Source organism: Bacillus sp. GbtcB14, assembly GCF_019091205.1.
Classification (GTDB): domain Bacteria; phylum Bacillota; class Bacilli; order Bacillales; family Bacillaceae_G; genus Bacillus_A; species Bacillus_A cereus_AG.
The window spans coordinates 172,599-189,793 of sequence record NZ_JAGXJT010000006.1 but is presented as its reverse complement, the minus strand read 5'-3'; the positions used below and the strand labels follow the sequence as shown (position 1 = coordinate 189,793).

The window sequence follows — 17,195 nt, the reverse complement described above, 5'->3', positions numbered from 1 at the left end:
AGGGGAGGTTTATTGTAACCCAAGTTTTTTTAAACGGTTATATAAGGTGGCCCTCGTAACACCGAGCTGTTTCGCACATTCTAATTTATTCCCATTTAAAATGTGTAAAGCCCTCTCGATGACTTTTTTCTCATGCTCTTCCATCTCTTCTTGCAAAGAGAGGATTGTATGATTGTTGCTGAGTAATAGGGAATGAGTTGTATGATTGTTTACCGTTTCAGTTGTATGAAATGGTAAATATTCTTGTTTTATAATACCGTCAGTCGCAAATACGACGAGTCTTTCAACAACGTTACGAAGCTCGCGAATATTACCTGGCCAATTGTAATGAAGTAGTTCATGCATAATACTTGAAGGTAAGTCACGAATTGGTCTGTTATAGTTGATTGAAAAATCGTTTAAAAAAGAATAGGTTAATTCAATAATATCTTCGCGTCTTTCGCGCAGCGGTGGAATATGTAAGCTAACTACATTGAGGCGATAGTATAAATCTTCTCGGAACGTGCCTTTTCTCATTTCTTCTTGTAAATCACGATTTGTAGCAGCGATAATGCGGAAATCGATATTAATCTCTTTTTCTCCACCAACTCGGTAATATTTTCGTTCTTGTAGTACACGTAAAAGCTTTACTTGCATATCGAGCGGCATTTCTCCTATTTCATCAAGGAATAATGTACCGCCTTGCGCGAGCTCTATTTTACCCTTCTTTCCTTTACTACTTGCACCAGAAAACGCCCCGCGTTCATACCCGAATAATTCACTTTCGAATAATGCTTCTGGAATGGCGCCGCAGTTAATTGAAATGAAAGGTGCCTTAGCGGCCTCGCTTGCTTCATGTATCGCTTTCGCAAATACTTCTTTTCCAACACCACTTTCGCCGAGTATTAAAACAGTTGATTTCACTGAACAAACCTTTCGAGCTAATTGTATTGTTCTTTGTATAACAGGACTTTTTCCATTCATTGCAAGGAAAGGATCTGATTCATCTTTATATTTTGCTACCTCTAGTTCTAATCGGTGCATTTCATGTGACATATTAAATAGTTTTTCATTTAAAGCAACTTGATTTGTAACATCAGTTTCTGAAACGACTGCTCCAATAATTTCATCGTTACAATACACTGGATTTGAGTTAATTAATACGAACAAATCTGGACGAGGCTGATGGAACTGAGCGATTATGCTTTTTCCGTCATGTAATGATTGCAAAATTTCCAAGTCTTTATAGTCAAAAAAACGAGTAATAGGTTGCCCAATAATTTCATTATGTTTGACTGAAAAAATCTTTTCGGCGCCATCTGTCCAAGTACGAACACGTTCTTTATCATCGATGACTGTAACGGAAGAATCAGTTGTTTGTATTACGGCGTTATAAAAAGATTGTAGTTCATAGTAAGACTTAACAAGAAACGGAATGATTTGCTGAGCCGTTATACAGCATATAGGCTCTTTATTTTTGTTCATTACGATAACGGCCATTTCATTAGAAAATGCGTCAATTAAAGCAGTGAATGAGTCATTTTCATATATTGCTGCGCAGTTATATTCTTCTTTAGTAGAAGAGCGGTAATAATACTTTTCGTTAACTTGCTCAATATGTTGCAAGCTGTATGTATGATCAATTGATAAAGTCTTTAGAAATTCTTTTATTGTAGGAAATGAGAATGCCATATTGTCCTCCTGTTATGTATAAAAATTTTGACAGTGATAAAAAAATAATACACCTATTTACGATAAATTTAAAATATTTTTACAAATAAAAATATTATTTATAAAAAGTGTATATATGTACAGTTGGCACGTCAATTGCATAAAAGAAAGTGAGAGATGAAAAAGAAGGGAGGGGTGCTACGTGAGGCACTGTGACGTTTTAATAATAGGCGGTGGTATTATAGGCTGTTCTATCGCTTATTACACTTCAAAATACGGAAGAGACGTAACAATCATTGAAAAAGGGGAATTTGTCAGTGGGACGTCTTCACGGTGTGACGGGAATATTTTGGCTATTGATAAAGACCCAGGTTTTGATAGTCAAATGTCGTTAGTAAGTCAAAAATTAGTAACTGATTTAAGTGAAGAGTTAGAGCACTCGTTTGAATATAGGGCGCCAGGAAGTATTCTCGTATGTGAGTCAGACGAAGAAATGGAAGCAGCGCAGCAATGGGTGAATCGTCAAAAGAAAGCTGGATTACCGTTTCGAATGCTTGATAGGCAAGATATAAGAGAAGAATCACCATTTTTCGCAGATGATTTATTAGGCGGGTTAGAATGCGCAACAGATTCGACTGTAAATCCATATCTTCTTGCTTTTTCACTTCTTGCAGAATCGAAGAAATTTGGTACGAAAGCTTTTAATCATACGGAAGTAAAAGAAATGAAAAGAGATGTAGGCGGTTCTTTTATTGTTGAAACAACAAGTGGGACGTTTACTGCGAAGCAAGTGGTGAACGCAACTGGTGTGTGGGCTCCGAAAATCGGACAAATGTTGGATGTAAATATACCAATTGAGCCGAGAAAAGGGCATATTATTGTAGCTTCAAGGCAACAACACGTTGGCTGTCGTAAAGTAATGGAATTTGGTTATTTAATTTCTAAATTTGGTGGAAAACGAAAAGTGGATGCTTTAACTGAAAAATATGGGGTAGCTCTTGTATTTGAGCCGACAGAAAGCCAAAATTTTTTAATTGGTAGTAGTAGAGAGTTTGTAGGTTTTCATACGAGGATAAATAACGAGGTTATTAAATGTATTGCGAACAGAGCAATTCGTTTTTATCCGAAAATGGCGGATATGATGGTGATTCGTTCATATGCTGGATTACGTCCGTGGACAGAAGATCATTTGCCGATCATTTCACGTGTGGAACATATCCCGAACTACTTTATAGCAGCAGGGCATGAAGGGGATGGCATTAGTCTTGCCGCAGTTACTGGGAAAGTGATTGAAGAGTTATTAAACGAAAAGGAAACAATCATTCCTATTGAACCACTTCGTTTGAGTCGTTTTACAGAAAGGGTGTTAAACGGATGAGGTCACAAAGAGTCTTTACGACGATTGATACACATACGGGTGGAAATCCAACGAGAACATTGATTAGCGGACTGCCTCAGTTAATTGGAGAGACGATGGCAGAGAAGATGTTACATATGAAAAAGGAGTATGACTGGATTCGCAAATTGTTAATGAATGAACCGCGTGGTCATGATGTAATGTCAGGAGCACTATTAACAGATCCATGTCATCCTGAAGCAGATATTGGTGTTATTTACATAGAGACAGGTGGATATTTACCGATGTGTGGTCACGATACAATTGGTGTATGTACAGCTTTAATTGAATCAGGTTTAATTCCGGTAGTTGAACCGATTACCTCATTAAAGTTAGACACGCCAGCTGGCTTAGTTGAAGTTGATATCTTTGTTCAAGATGGAAAAGCGAAAGAAGTCTCTTTCTGTAACATACCAGCTTTTTTACTGAAACATATTACTGTACAAGTCGAAGGAATTGGAACTGTAGAGGCCGATATTGCGTACGGAGGGAATTTTTATGCCATTATTGATGCGAAGTCAGTAGGTTTAGAGTTAGTACCGGAAAATGCATCTACAATCATCGATAAGGCAATTCATATTAGAAATATCATTAATGAGAAATTTGAAATCATTCATCCGCAGCATTCGTTTATTAGAGGATTAACCCATGTTGAATTTTATACAAGTCCTACTCATGAAAGTGCGCATGTGAAAAATACAGTTGTCGTTCCGCCAGGAGGAATTGATCGCTCTCCATGTGGTACAGGAACATCAGCGAAGTTAGCGGTATTATACGCTAATCAAAAAATTGAGATTAATGAAGAATTTGTTCACGAGAGTATCGTTGGCTCTCTATTTAAAGGATGCGTCATAAATACGACAAATGTTGAAAATATTGAAGCTGTCGTAACGAAAATTACAGGTTCAGCTTGGCTTATGGGGATGCATAGATTTTTTTACAATGAAAAGGATCCACTTAGAGAAGGCTTTTTGCTAATTCCGCCGATGGAACATGAAACGGAGGATGTAAAATGAACATTCAAAAAATGTATACAGCAGTAGACGTACATGTAAATGGTGAAGCATTTCGTGTAATGAAAGATGTACCATGCAAATACTACTACAGTTTAGAACATTTAAATGAACAATTTTCAGGTGAATTAGCAGAAGAAATGAAGCTTTTATTAAATGAACCACGCGGTTTTATCGGTTTAAATGGATGTATTGTCGTTCCTTCTATTCATACGGAAGTCGATGCAGCTGTATTGTTTTTTAATCATAAAGGATCCATTCCGCTTCATTATGGAGGCATTGTCGCAGTCATAACGATGTTATTAGAAAGCGGGTATTTAAAAAAGAGAGAGACGAATCAATACAAAATCGAAACGTTATCTGGCATATTTTCAGTCCATGCGTATGTAGAGAATGATGAGGTTGTATCTGTTTCATTTGAAAGTAAATTATGTTATATGATTGAGCAAAATTTACAAGTTGGTAATATAAGTTACTCTCTCATTCAGGCAGATAAAGTATATGCAGTTGTAGAAAAGGATTTGTATTCGCCAGAAATTAGTATTGAAAACATCTCTAAATTAAAAAAATGGGGAGGGGCTACACTACAAGCTATACAAAAACAGTCATTTATAAAAAGACTTATTTTAGTAGATTCCGGGGAAAAAGAAAAGAACCATATAAAGTCGATTACATTTCATGAAGATAACTTTATCGTTCGTTCGCCAGGTTTTGTTTCTACTATTGTGTCTTATGTTCATGCGTTATTTAAAAATAATTATATGGCGGATAAACCTTTTATAAATGAAAGTATATTTAATAGTTTTATAACAGTTGAAAAAGTGAAGAAGGAAGAAACAGGTTACATTTTCCGTTTTGAGAGTAGAGGATTTATTACAGGCATGCAGACGTTTCTATTAGACTCTACAGATCCGTTTCCGACAGGATTTTTATTAAAATAAAATAGAAAAGGGAGAGATAAATATGAAAAATATTAAAGGAGCATTTCCAGTATTAATCACACCAATGGATGAGTTTCAAGAAATTAATTGGAACGGTGTAAAACAAAACGTAAACTACTTTATTGAGCAAAAAGTAGCTGGGATTATTATTAATGGAAGTACAGGAGAGTTTGTTAGTTTATCAAAAGAAGAACGATTTAAAATGGTAGAAACAGTATTAAAAGAAGTTAATGGCCGTATTCCGGTTATTGTTGGGACTGCAGCAGAAACGACGAAAGAAACGATTGAATATACGAAACATGCAGAAGCGCACGGAGCGGACTGCGCATTAATTATTAACTCATACTATTGTAAACCGAAAGAAGAAGAAATTTATTTTCATTTTAAAGAAATCTCAAACGCTGTAAATATACCAATTATGTTATACAATAATCCGTTTACATCTGGTGTTGATATGAGTACAGACCTCATGTTACGTATTGGAAAAGAATGTGAAAATGTTACACATATTAAAGAATCTAGCGGAGATATTCGAAAAGCAAGAGATTTAGTAAGACAAGGCGAAGGTGCTTTTCAAGTTTTCTGTGGATCTGAAGATTTAGTTATGGAATCTTATTTAGTTGGTGCGACGGGATGGGTTTCAGTAGCAGGAAATATCGTACCGGGACTTGTTACGAAAATGTATGAGCATTTCCAAAATGGCGAATTAGAAAAAGCTTGGGAAATAAACGATGCGATTTTACCTCTTTGTGAGTTTCTTGAAGGATCAGGAAAATATGTACAAATCGTTAAACGTTCAATGGAATTACACGGGCAAGCTGGAGGACCTTCTCGCTATCCAAGATTAGGATTAACAGAAGAAGAAGATCAAAAACTTCAAACGATTATTTCAAAAATCGCAGCTCATGCAGCTGTTTAAATAAGGAGGAGAGCATATATGTTAACGGCAAAAATTGAACTGAAACCAAAAGTGAAAGCGTTTTTAAATGAAGAAATTAAAATGTTTATTAATGGTGAATTTGTTCCTTCCATTAGCGGGAAGACATTTGAGACATACAATCCAGCAACAGAAGATGTTCTGGCTGTCGTATGTGAAGCGCAAGAAGAAGATATTGATGTTGCGGTAAAAGCGGCAAGACTTGCTTTTGAAACCGGCCCTTGGGCGGAAATGACTACTGCTGAAAGAGCGCATCTTATTTATAAATTAGCAGATTTAATTGAAGAGCATAGAGAAGAATTAGCACAGCTAGAAGCTTTAGATAATGGAAAACCGTATCAAGTAGCACTTGATGATGATATTGCAGCGACTGTAGAAAATTATCGCTATTACGCGGGATGGGCTACAAAAATTATCGGACAAACAATTCCGATTTCAAAAGATTACTTAAATTACACACGCCATGAACCGGTTGGCGTTGTAGGTCAAATTATTCCGTGGAATTTTCCACTTGTAATGTCTTCTTGGAAAATGGGAGCGGCACTTGCAACAGGTTGTACGATTGTATTAAAACCAGCAGAGCAAACACCTTTATCTTTACTGTATACAGCGAAGCTTTTTAAAGAGGCTGGTTTTCCAAATGGTGTTGTAAACTTTGTGCCAGGTTTCGGCCAAGAAGCAGGAGCGGCAATTGTAAACCATCATGATATTGATAAAGTAGCTTTCACAGGTTCAACAGTTACAGGGAAATATATTATGCGACAATCTGCAGAAACAATTAAACATGTAACGTTAGAACTTGGTGGTAAGTCACCAAATATCATTTTAGAAGATGCTGATTTGGAAGAAGCGATTAATGGTGCATTCCAAGGTATTATGTATAATCACGGTCAAAATTGTAGTGCAGGATCTCGGGTCTTCGTTCATCGAAAGCATTATGAAACAGTCGTAAATGAACTTGTAAAAATGGCAAATGAAGTGAAGCTTGGAGCGGGTATGGAGAAGGATACTGAAATGGGTCCACTCGTATCTAAAAAGCAACAAGAGCGTGTGTTACATTACATTGAACAAGGAAAAGCAGAAGGCGCTACGGTTGCTGCTGGTGGTGAACGTGCATTTGAAAAAGGTTATTTTGTACAGCCAACGGTATTCACAAATGTTACTGACGATATGACAATTGTGAAAGAAGAAATATTTGGACCGGTTGTCGTTGTACTTCCGTTTGATTCAACAGAAGAGGTCATCGAAAGAGCAAATCGCTCTTCATACGGACTCGCTGCAGGCGTATGGACACAAAATATTAAAACAGGTCATCAAGTTGCCAATAAATTAAAGGCAGGAACAGTATGGATTAATGATTATAACTTAGAAAATGCAGCTGCACCATTTGGTGGTTTTAAACAATCTGGTATCGGTCGTGAGTTAGGTTCATATGCGCTGGATAACTATACAGAAGTGAAAAGCGTATGGGTAAATATAAAGTAATAGAGAATCTAACTGTTAATAAATAGAGGGATGAAATAATGAGATACGCGGACAACTGTAATGTTTAATAATAGTTGTCCGTTTTCTTATATATAAAATAGTTTTAAAAAGAATGTTAAGGGGGATTTGGATGGAGCAATTAGTAGAGTGGTTAGTAGGTCAAGTATGGAGTATTGGGTTAGTTGTTTTTGCATTAGGGGCAGGTGTGTATTTTACAATTGCCACTCGTTTTCTACAAATTCGTTATTTTAAAGAGATGATTAAACTATTATTTGAAGGGAAGAGCTCGGAGACGGGAATTTCATCCTTTCAAGCATTTTGTTTAGCCTTATCAGGTAGGGTTGGAATAGGTAATATTGCAGGGGTCGCGACAGCTATCGCTTTTGGCGGACCTGGAGCTGTATTTTGGATGTGGGTAATGGCACTTTTAGGAGCAGCGAGTGCATTTGTGGAATCAACATTATCTCAAGTGTATAAAAGTAAAGTTGGGAATGAATACCGCGGTGGTACACCATATTTCATTGAAAAAGGCCTGAAAATGAAATGGTTTGCAGTCATTGTAGCGGTTGTTGTAACACTTTCATATGGCGTTTTATTACCAGGTATTCAATCTAGTAGTATCGCAGTTGGATTCGAAAACTCTAATGGTATTAGCAAATCTATTACTGGTATATTGTTAGTCATATTATTAGCATCAATCATTTTTGGTGGCGTAAAGAGAATTGCGGGCGTTTCGCAAATGCTTGTTCCATTTATGGCAATTGGTTATGTAATTGTTACATGTATCGTATTAATTGCGAATGTAACAGAAATTCCAAGTATGTTCGCTTTAATTTTCTCTAGTGCTTTTGGTGTAAATGAAATGTTTGGCGGAATCGTCGGTGCAGCAATCGCATGGGGGGTAAAGCGCGCTGTATTTTCAAATGTTGCTGGTGTTGGAGAAGCGACGTATAGCTCCGCTGCTGCTGAAGTATCCCATCCTGCAAAACAAGGGTTAGTTCAAGCATTTTCTGTATATATTGATACAATTGTCGTATGTACAGCGACAGCTCTTATGATTTTAATAACAGGTATGTATAATGTTATACCTGAAGGGAAAAACGCTATTGTAAAAAACATAGGGAATGTTGATGCAGGTCCGATCTATACACAACAAGCAGTTGAAACTGTTATGACAGGGTTTGGTCCATTATTCATTTCAATTGCAATCTTCTTCTTCGCATTTACAACGTTACTCGCATACTACTATATCGCTGAAACGACACTTACTTATTTAGATCGTGAGCTGAAACATAGCTGGTTAAAACCAGTTTTAAAAATTGGATTTTTAATTATGGTTTACATCGGTAGCGTAGAATCAGCGTCGCTTTTATGGAATCTTGGTGATTTAGGAATTGGTAGTATGGCATGGTTAAATCTAATCGCGATTCTACTATTAAGTAAAATCGCATTAAAAGTGTTAAAAGATTATGAAGCGCAGAAAAAAGAAGGGAAAGATCCAGTGTTTGATCCTAAAAATGTAGGAATTGAAGGATTAACATTTTGGGAAGAAAGAAGTAAAGAGGTTGCAAGAAAAGACTCTACTGAGAAAGTAACAGTGGATGATAGTCTGAAATTGTAAAGTTTAAAAACTGAAAATTCAATCTTTTAAGTGAGGAATTCTATTTAATGGCATTACTGTAAGGCTGTGCAACAAAATTTTAATTTTTAAACATAAAAAGTCTCACCTTAAAATGAAAAGGGGAGACTTTTTATTGTATTCTAATCTTTTCGAAATAGTTTTAACTGTTTCATATAGTCAATGGCCTTTGTTTTGTTCTTTTGATTAGATACATATTCGAATTCGTTCGTATCTCTATAATAACTATTCATTACATCTTCTGTAAGAATTCCGTCAGAAATAGCTTTTTTAATTGCGCATTGTGGTTCATTTGTATGAGAGCAGTTAGAAAATTTACACCTCATAGATATTTCTTCGATATCTCCATAGCCATGATCAAAGTTGTCCTCATGATTTATTAAGTCAAAACCTATTTTACTAATGGTTAATCCCTCCACTTTTCATCGTTTTTAAGTTCAATGTAATTTAATATTCCATATTTTTATAAATCGATTTCTCTACGTCCGGAAGAACTCTGTATATACTTTTACCAATTAAAGATTCTAATTCATTTTTAATTGTGTAGAAACCTTTCCAATGTAAAGAGGAATGAGAGGTTGTTCCATGTCGTAAACCAACTGAAATTAATCTTTTTTCAAGAGTAGTAAAGCCTTCTGCATCAGCAAGTGCGTCACAAAGGGTAATGATCTTATTGTATAAGTCGTAGTCGCTATTTTCATTTAATATTTCAATTAATCGGCTTTCCATATAATCAGGAACAAGGCTCCACTCCGCTGCTATTTCTAAATGCTCATTTTTGCACGGGAATGAATGTGTCACGCAAATAATCGCGTTTCCTGTATACCCTAAATCATTCATATACATATAACCATCATAGGAATGAATAACAGATTTAGTAAAACCTTTATATCTTCCTATATCATGCAGAAGAGCAGCATTATATGCTATGTCAGCATTTAGGTCATCATGTCCATTATTAATAAGTTCCACAACTATTTTTTCAGTTGCAAGGGCAACATTACGTGAATGTTCGAACCACGGACCGGGGTTTTGTTCATTTGCCCACTCGAGTAATTCTCTTGCGTATGTCCTATCTAATATATACTTCATATATGTATCCTTTCTCTAAAAAATTGTATCTTACATAATTTCATCTTAGTAATTCGTTTTTCCTTCCTTAAAACTTGGTACAATGAAACAAAAGGGGGGTTAGTAATGCAAAATGTAGTAATGGAAGAGATTAAGCGAATAAAAGATGATGTGGAGGAGCTTTCTACACTTTTGAAAACGGTTGTAGATGATGGGGCGTCAATTGGTTTTTTACCTCCACTGGAACAAAAAGAATCAGCGAAGTATTGGGAAACCGTCTTAGCACCAGAAGTGATCTTGTATGTTGCTAAAATAAATAATGAAGTGGCAGGGAGTATTCAATTACATTTAGTTACAAAACCTAATGGGGTTCATAGAGCTGAAATTTGCAAGTTAATGACTCATCCGAACTTTAGACGTAATGGCATTGGACGTTTACTTATGCAAAAAGCAGAGGAGCGAGCAAAACAAGAAAATAGGTCTCTTTTAGTACTAGATACGAGAGAAGGAGACCCTTCCAATAGATTGTATAAATCTTTAGACTATAAAGAAGCTGGAAAAATACCAGAATACGCAATTTCTCCGAGTGGTGATTTAGATGCCACAGTTATTTATTATAAAGTTTTATAAGTTATGATAAAAAGCTATTATGCTAAAAATAATAAACTCCGATTTTTAACACCGCCTATATTTTTATAGCGGTGTTATTTGAATGTATCAATAATATTTATTTAATGTACTCAATGAATTTGAGAAAGTTTTTAAAGGGTTTTTTTAGTTACGTACCTCGACTTATAATGAATGTAGAGAAGATGACTAGGCAACTATAGTTATTTTCGTTTTATTATGGGAAAGGGGATGACGGGATGAAAACGAAAGGTTTACAGAAGGTGAAGAAAGTTATATTAAGTGGTGGTATATTACTTACGGGATTGTTAACTTTCGGTTTTTCAGAAAAAGCTTCCGCTCATGGATATGTTGAATCACCAGCGAGCCGCTCTTATTTATGTAAGCAAGGGGTAAATGTAAATTGCGGTCCGATTCAATACGAGCCGCAAAGTGTAGAAGGAATAGGTGGATTCCCACAATTAGGACCTTCTGATGGACAAATTGCAGGAGCTGGCCATTTTCCTGCTTTAGACGTTCAAACAGTTGATAGGTGGAAGAAAGTTACGTTAAACGGCGGGACGAATACATTTAAGTGGAAACTAACCGCACCTCATAGTACGAAAGAATGGAAATACTATATTACGAAAAAAGATTGGAATCCAAATAAGCCTTTAACAAGGTCTGATTTAGATTTAGTACCGTTTTATGTGAAAAATGATGGGGGAACAAGACCAGGAACTTCCGTAACACATGAAGCAAATGTGCCTACTGATAGAAATGGCTATCACCTTATTTTAGCTGTATGGGAAATTGCAGATACGGGGAATGCGTTTTATCAAGTTATAGATGTTAACCTTGTAAATAACGGTTTCGCATCGAATTTTGCGCTAAATCATGTAGTGCAAGTTCCTACACTATTTTAAATAAAAAATACATTTTGATCATCTAATTCATTTTAGATGATCTTTTTTACGAAAAACGATGAAAAATATAGTAGAAAGTGCAATTATTTATAAAAAAATGGGCTTTAAATATTGTCATATTTGCTTCTTTAAGATATCCTTTTCATGAAGAGGTGGAAAACATGGAAAAAGTACTAGTTTTCGGGCATAAAAACCCAGATACAGATGCAATTTGTTCTGCAATTGCATATGCAGAATTGAAAAAAGAATTAGGAATGAATGCTGAGCCTGTACGTTTAGGCGAAATCAGCGGTGAAACTCAATTTGCGTTAGACTATTTTAAAGTAGAAGGACCGCGTTTTGTTGAGACAGTTGCAAGCGAAGTGGACAACGTTATTTTAGTTGATCATAACGAGCGTCAACAAAGTGCTAACGATATCGAATCTGTTCGTGTGTTAGAAGTTATTGACCATCACCGTATTGCTAACTTTGAAACAAGCGATCCTATTTACTACCGTTGTGAGCCAGTTGGTTGTACAGCTACAATCTTAAACAAAATGTACAAAGAAAACGGCGTAACAATTCGTAAAGAAGTTGCAGGTTTAATGTTATCTGCAATCATTTCAGATTCTTTACTATTCAAATCTCCAACTTGCACAGAGCAAGACGTAGCAGCAGCTCGTGAATTAGCAGAAATCGCTGGTGTAGATGCTGATAGCTACGGCTTAGAAATGTTAAAAGCTGGTGCTGACTTAAGCGGAAAAACAATGGAGCAATTAATCTCTCTTGACGCTAAAGAATTCCAAATGGGTAATGCGAAAGTTGAAATCGCACAAGTAAACGCTGTTGATACAAACGACGTTCTTGTACACCAAGGGGAACTTGAAAAAGTTATTTCTGCAGTAGTAGAAGAAAAAGGTTTAGACCTATTCTTATTCGTTGTAACTGATATCTTAACTAACGATTCTGTCGGTCTTGCAATCGGTAAAGCATCAAACATTGTTGAGAAAGCATACAACGTATCTCTACAAAACAACACTGCTACTTTAAAAGGTGTTGTATCTCGTAAAAAACAAATCGTACCAGTATTAACAGAAACATTTCAAGCTTAATTGTATTGAGTACAGATAAACAAAAAGGACAAGTAGTCAGATTGGCTACTTGTCCTTTTTTATCTCTAAAAAACAGAAAATTGAAATTTAAAAACGGGAGGATTGTGTATGTTTAATGATTTGGAAAGTAAATTACAGTCACTTTTAGAGCGAAATATTACTTCTGTTTCAGAGTTAGAGCGTTGGCTTTTGGAGGAATTGCGTGTAAACGCTGAAGTAGAAGAGGAGATAACCAGTAGTTTAATCGCCATGTATAGAGATACAAATGACAGAAATATACGTGATTTACATATGTATAATCAAAATACAATTCAACCACTTTTAAAAAGATACAATGCAAAATTTGACCAGAAATTTAGAGAGTGTCCGTTTTCAGACTTATTAGATGAGCAGAAATATGGATTTATGAAAAAAGTAAGATTTGTGAAGAGTAAAATGTTTAATGAAAAGAACATTACTCTTTCCGTTAAAGAGCAAGAGCTTATTACGAAATATAGAGAAATAATGTCAAACATATCTATTAATTGGGAAGGAGAGCAAAAGACATATGCATACGTAAAAGCAAAGCTAGATAACCCTAATAGAGCTATTCGCAAAAAAGCTTGGTATGCTTTATGTGAAGCAAGAAGTGTAGTGAAAATAAAAATAGATTGTATTATGAATGAACTCGTACAATTGCGGAATGAGATCGCATTACATGCAGGATTTCATAATTATAGTGAATATGCTTTTGAACAAAAAAACAGAGATTACAATATTGAAGAGTGTTATAAGCTTCATGAATCTATAGAAAAGTATGTTGTACCGATTTGGAAACAGTTAGGAAGTCTTTCTAAAAAGAATCTCGGTGTAAAAACGTATCGCCCTTGGGACCTTACTCCATGTAATTTACCAAAAGCCCCGTTTCAAAATGTCATTGATTTATTGGATGGGGTAGAAGAAATGTTTCGGAAGACAGATTTATATTTTTATGAGAAATTTATACATTTAAGGAAAGTGGAATTCATTGACGTAGAAGAACGTGAAAATAAAGCACCAGGAGCTGCTTGTTTTACCTTGCCTCATAGTAAAGAGGTTTTTGTGTATTCTAATTTTAGTCCATCATTTTATGCAATTAATGCACTCATACATGAAGTGGGACATGCATTTCATTTTTATAAACAATTTAACAATGATAGTAGCATGCAGGAAAGATATCTTCGTGAAGAAGTGGCTGAGCTTTATTCCCTCAGTCTTGAGTTGCTAGTAATGGATAAGCTGAATATCTTTTATAAGCACGAGGATGAATATAAAGAAGTGCAGCGAGTACAATTATATCGCGCTTTGTCTTTGTTAATGTCATCAGTTGCAGGAGATGTATTCCAGCACTGGCTCTATACGAATCCAAACCATACACCAGAAGAACGTGATAAGAAATACGCTGAAATATGCAAAAGGTATCAATATTCATCAGTCGATATTACGGGATTAGAGAATGAAATCGGTGTAAGCTGGTTAGAGTCATTTCACTATGTTCAGTTTCCTTTTTATCAAATTGAATACGCAATTGCACAAATAGGAGCAATGCAAGTGTTTCAAATTTATCAGGAAAATCCAGAAAAAGCGATTGTTTTCTTTAAAGAAGGTGCGAGTGCAGATTGGAATTTACCTATACAAGTAATATATGAAAAAACAGGTGTCACGTTTGATTTTTCGGAAGAAAGGATAGAAAGTACTGCAAGTGTAATTTTTGATCTGATTAATGAATTAAAATAAAGGATAGCATTAGCTATCCTTATAACTGTTTATTCGTAGATTTTTTCTTATTTATATAAAATGTAATAATAGCTGTAATTAGGAAGATAGGTATGGCATATGCTTGTGCAACAAACAACGTCCAGCCAACATGATTATAGCCTTGAGACGCTGGAGCAAGCATAGCGATTATGCAAACAATAATATAGAGCACTAGTGCAGGGAGAAGATTCTTCATATGTTCACCTCCTTTTAATAACATCAATACACATATATTTATATAATACATTATACTTTGGGATAAGGGATATGTTTTTTACAATTATTTAAATAAAAGGGTTATTTTTAAATGGAGTAGAAGTGATATATGTAGAATGATATAGGTGGGGATATAATGGACAATATATTAAATAAAATAAAGCAAGATATACATATGGATTTATTGTATGAACTATGGCCTGGTTTTATGGGGGCTGCATTTGCATTATATAATGATGAGCATGTGTATGTATTTCATCATCCTCTATTTTTGAAAGATGAGTATACCGTATTAAAGTGGGATGAACAATTTAAAGGTGATACATGTATTTTATTCAAAGATTATCCAACTGCAATTGTGAATATGAATAGGTATAAAGACTATGAAAGTTTACTTGCGATTGTGGTGCATGAACTTTATCATTGCTATCAATATTTAAATAAAGAAAGAAGATTTCCAAATGAGTCTTTAGGATTTCAATATCCTATAACAGAAGAAAATATAGAATTACGAAATAGAGAGCGAATTTGTTTATATGATGCTGTTCATTGTAATTCACAAGCTGAGAGAAATAATTATATTAAACAATTTATTGAACTAAGGGAGCAAAGAGCTCGTTTTATAAAAGAAGAGTTTATAACTTATGAATGTATGGTTGAAAGTATAGAGGGACCTGCTTGGTATGTTGAAATGAATGCTTATATTGCAGTATGTAAAAATGATGAAAGTAAAACATTACGAAAATATAGCGGACTTATTTTAGATGCATATGAAGCTAATTATAACATTAGGAAGAGCTGCTATAGCTCAGGAATGCTTTTATGTTTATTATTAGATGAAATCCTCCCTGAATGGAAAACAAGCTTCTTTAATAGTGATAAATCGTTATATGTTTTTTTAAAACAAAATGTAAATGTGGATTTAAGTTTAAATAATGAAATTGCAATAAGTAAAGAAACGAAGCAAATCTTTCATTTTGTACAAAACGAAAAAAACAAGGATTTCAACCACTTTTATGAGTGGAAAGGGTATCATCTATATATTATAGGCAATATAAAATTAAATTCGTTTAATCCCATGAATGTAAATTTAAACGGAAATAAAGCATTACATAAGACTTTTTTAAGTGTAAGTATACGTAATAAAACATATATGATAAATCAGCCTGTTTTATCATCTTTTGAAGAAGATTTTAAAAATATAACACAAGTCCATATTATAATGAATGAAAAGCCGATAGAATCAAATAATGGTTGGAACGTAGTGGGAATTGGAGATATAGAAGCTGAGTATGAAGAAGTAGAGGGTTCTATATTTTTATATTTAAAAAGTTAGAAGTGAGGTAAGAAATATAAATGAAAAGGTTATGCATAATTCCATGTGGAAAAAAGAAGATTTGGGATAAGTATCCGGATTACGGACCGATGGAGGCAAAAGATGTATACATTAGCCCGTTCGGAAGAGCATGTCAGGCGTATGCAACTATGTTTTTCGAGAATTGGGTTATATTATCAGCGAAGCATGGATTTTTAAGACCAAATGATATTGTACTAGAAAACTATGATCTTGCCTTTGATTCAAAGAGCGATGAAATTATTAGTATGGAACAATTAAAACAACAATTGATTGAAAAAGATTTGCTTCAGTTTGATGAAATTGTTTTACTTGCAGGCAAGAAGCATAAGAAAGTAGTGACACAATTATATCCAGAAGAAATCATTACGTACCCATTAGCTGGGTGTAAAGGAATTGGGTATATGTTGCAGAGATTGAAAGGGGCTGTGGGAGAAGGTAAGGAATTATAGGGAATATATTATAGCCAGCTTTGCATATAGGTAACGAATGTATAATTAAGGTATGAAGATGGAGGTGAAGAAGGTTTTCAAAAGTAATGTATCTAGTTTTGTTTGTATAGGTCTAGTGTTATTATTAATTGATTTTAATAATTTATCGATATTAGAATACATATTCTTAACAACGAGCACCCTTGCTTTTGTTGCATTTTTAGTGAACTTAGCAGTTACATACTATTGTGAGAGAGAAGAAAGAAAATATACAGGAATGTAAAGCCCAAATATTGGGCTTTTTTCTATGTTGTATATCGGTTGAATATGTAAGGAAGAATTATTAAGGATACTAAAATACTACTTATAATACGTAGAATATAGACAAGTAAACAAACCTTTTTCTACTTTCAAACATAGAATATGATGAATACTATTGAAGGGAGAGTCATATTCATGGGAAACAATTGTCGTTGTAGACAGTTCCGGGATTGTAATAGATTTTGGGATGATCTAATGTTTGGAAGATGCAGACGTAGAGATTGTGATGATTGTGGTTGTAAACGAAAACGTCATTGTGATTGTGATGATTGCCGTTGCAATCATAAACGTGACGATGATGACGATAAATGCCGCAAGTGGTAATTGTTTTGAAAGAGTACT

17 protein-coding genes are annotated in these 17,195 nt (G+C 34.8%); 13 read left to right on the top strand and 4 right to left on the bottom strand.

What is annotated here, in order from left to right; all coding sequences use genetic code 11:
* Positions 1 to 9 precede the first annotated feature (9 nt).
* Positions 10 to 1,671, bottom strand: a complete 1,662-nt coding sequence (locus KVT31_RS19280) for a sigma-54 interaction domain-containing protein (RefSeq protein WP_088096662.1) — start codon at positions 1,669 to 1,671, stop codon at positions 10 to 12.
* 181 nt (positions 1,672 to 1,852) lie between these two features.
* On the opposite strand from KVT31_RS19280, the gene KVT31_RS19275 reads away from it, so the two are divergent.
* The 6 genes from KVT31_RS19275 to KVT31_RS19250 all read left to right on the top strand — a co-directional run bounded on the left by KVT31_RS19275 (position 1,853) and on the right by KVT31_RS19250 (position 9,043).
* On the top strand, positions 1,853 to 3,028 hold the full coding sequence (locus KVT31_RS19275; protein ID WP_088096661.1) for an NAD(P)/FAD-dependent oxidoreductase: 1,176 nt from the start codon (positions 1,853 to 1,855) through the stop codon (positions 3,026 to 3,028).
* Positions 3,025 to 4,062, top strand: coding sequence for a proline racemase family protein (locus KVT31_RS19270; protein ID WP_088096660.1), 1,038 nt, complete (start codon positions 3,025 to 3,027; stop codon positions 4,060 to 4,062). Before KVT31_RS19275 ends, KVT31_RS19270 begins: the two co-directional genes overlap by 4 nt.
* A complete protein-coding gene (locus KVT31_RS19265) occupies positions 4,059 to 5,000 on the top strand; it encodes a proline racemase family protein (RefSeq protein WP_088096659.1) in 942 nt (313 codons plus the stop codon). The genes KVT31_RS19270 and KVT31_RS19265 overlap by 4 nt, the downstream gene beginning before the upstream one ends.
* Before the next feature lie 22 nt (positions 5,001 to 5,022).
* Positions 5,023 to 5,919 carry a 4-hydroxy-tetrahydrodipicolinate synthase gene (gene dapA / locus KVT31_RS19260; protein ID WP_088096658.1) on the top strand — a complete coding sequence of 299 codons (897 nt, stop codon included), beginning with the start codon at positions 5,023 to 5,025 and terminating at the stop codon, positions 5,917 to 5,919.
* A gap of 18 nt (positions 5,920 to 5,937) precedes the next feature.
* Entirely contained in the window at positions 5,938 to 7,422 is a 1,485-nt protein-coding gene (locus KVT31_RS19255; RefSeq protein ID WP_088096657.1) for an aldehyde dehydrogenase family protein, read from the top strand.
* A gap of 130 nt (positions 7,423 to 7,552) precedes the next feature.
* Positions 7,553 to 9,043: an alanine/glycine:cation symporter family protein gene (locus tag KVT31_RS19250; protein WP_088096656.1), complete on the top strand. Its 1,491-nt coding sequence runs from the start codon at positions 7,553 to 7,555 to the stop codon at positions 9,041 to 9,043.
* 140 nt (positions 9,044 to 9,183) lie between these two features.
* Here the strand turns inward: KVT31_RS19250 and KVT31_RS19245 are convergent, their stop codons facing one another.
* Together KVT31_RS19245 and KVT31_RS19240 are read right to left on the bottom strand one after the other, a co-directional pair.
* Positions 9,184 to 9,480, bottom strand: coding sequence for a P-loop NTPase family protein (locus KVT31_RS19245; RefSeq protein WP_088096655.1), 297 nt, complete (start codon positions 9,478 to 9,480; stop codon positions 9,184 to 9,186).
* A 28-nt stretch (positions 9,481 to 9,508) separates the two neighbouring features.
* Positions 9,509 to 10,153, bottom strand: a complete 645-nt coding sequence (locus KVT31_RS19240; RefSeq protein ID WP_088096654.1) for an HD domain-containing protein — start codon at positions 10,151 to 10,153, stop codon at positions 9,509 to 9,511.
* Between the two features lie 105 nt (positions 10,154 to 10,258).
* Between KVT31_RS19240 and KVT31_RS19235 the strand changes: the two genes are divergently transcribed.
* The 4 genes from KVT31_RS19235 to KVT31_RS19220 all read left to right on the top strand — a co-directional run bounded on the left by KVT31_RS19235 (position 10,259) and on the right by KVT31_RS19220 (position 14,510).
* On the top strand, positions 10,259 to 10,762 hold the full coding sequence (locus KVT31_RS19235) for a GNAT family N-acetyltransferase (protein WP_088096653.1): 504 nt from the start codon (positions 10,259 to 10,261) through the stop codon (positions 10,760 to 10,762).
* A gap of 236 nt (positions 10,763 to 10,998) precedes the next feature.
* Positions 10,999 to 11,664 (top strand): lytic polysaccharide monooxygenase, encoded by a 666-nt coding sequence (locus tag KVT31_RS19230; protein ID WP_088096652.1) that lies wholly within the window; start codon positions 10,999 to 11,001, stop codon positions 11,662 to 11,664.
* Positions 11,665 to 11,825: 161 nt separating this feature from the next.
* Positions 11,826 to 12,755 (top strand): manganese-dependent inorganic pyrophosphatase, encoded by a 930-nt coding sequence (gene ppaC, locus KVT31_RS19225; protein WP_088096651.1) that lies wholly within the window; start codon positions 11,826 to 11,828, stop codon positions 12,753 to 12,755.
* A gap of 108 nt (positions 12,756 to 12,863) precedes the next feature.
* Positions 12,864 to 14,510, top strand: a complete 1,647-nt coding sequence (locus tag KVT31_RS19220; RefSeq protein WP_088096650.1) for a M3 family oligoendopeptidase — start codon at positions 12,864 to 12,866, stop codon at positions 14,508 to 14,510.
* A 19-nt stretch (positions 14,511 to 14,529) separates the two neighbouring features.
* Here KVT31_RS19220 and KVT31_RS19215 read toward each other — a convergent pair whose 3' ends face one another.
* Positions 14,530 to 14,727, bottom strand: coding sequence for a DUF4017 family protein (locus tag KVT31_RS19215; protein WP_088096649.1), 198 nt, complete (start codon positions 14,725 to 14,727; stop codon positions 14,530 to 14,532).
* A gap of 156 nt (positions 14,728 to 14,883) precedes the next feature.
* Here KVT31_RS19215 and KVT31_RS19210 point away from each other — a divergent pair, with 156 nt between their 5' ends.
* The 3 genes from KVT31_RS19210 to KVT31_RS30350 all read left to right on the top strand — a co-directional run bounded on the left by KVT31_RS19210 (position 14,884) and on the right by KVT31_RS30350 (position 17,177).
* Positions 14,884 to 16,083, top strand: coding sequence for a peptide ABC transporter permease (locus KVT31_RS19210; RefSeq protein WP_088096648.1), 1,200 nt, complete (start codon positions 14,884 to 14,886; stop codon positions 16,081 to 16,083).
* Positions 16,084 to 16,103: 20 nt separating this feature from the next.
* Positions 16,104 to 16,553: a DUF6884 domain-containing protein gene (locus tag KVT31_RS19205; protein ID WP_088096647.1), complete on the top strand. Its 450-nt coding sequence runs from the start codon at positions 16,104 to 16,106 to the stop codon at positions 16,551 to 16,553.
* Between the two features lie 435 nt (positions 16,554 to 16,988).
* Positions 16,989 to 17,177: a hypothetical protein gene (locus KVT31_RS30350; protein ID WP_088096646.1), complete on the top strand. Its 189-nt coding sequence runs from the start codon at positions 16,989 to 16,991 to the stop codon at positions 17,175 to 17,177.
* Positions 17,178 to 17,195: the final 18 nt, after the last annotated feature.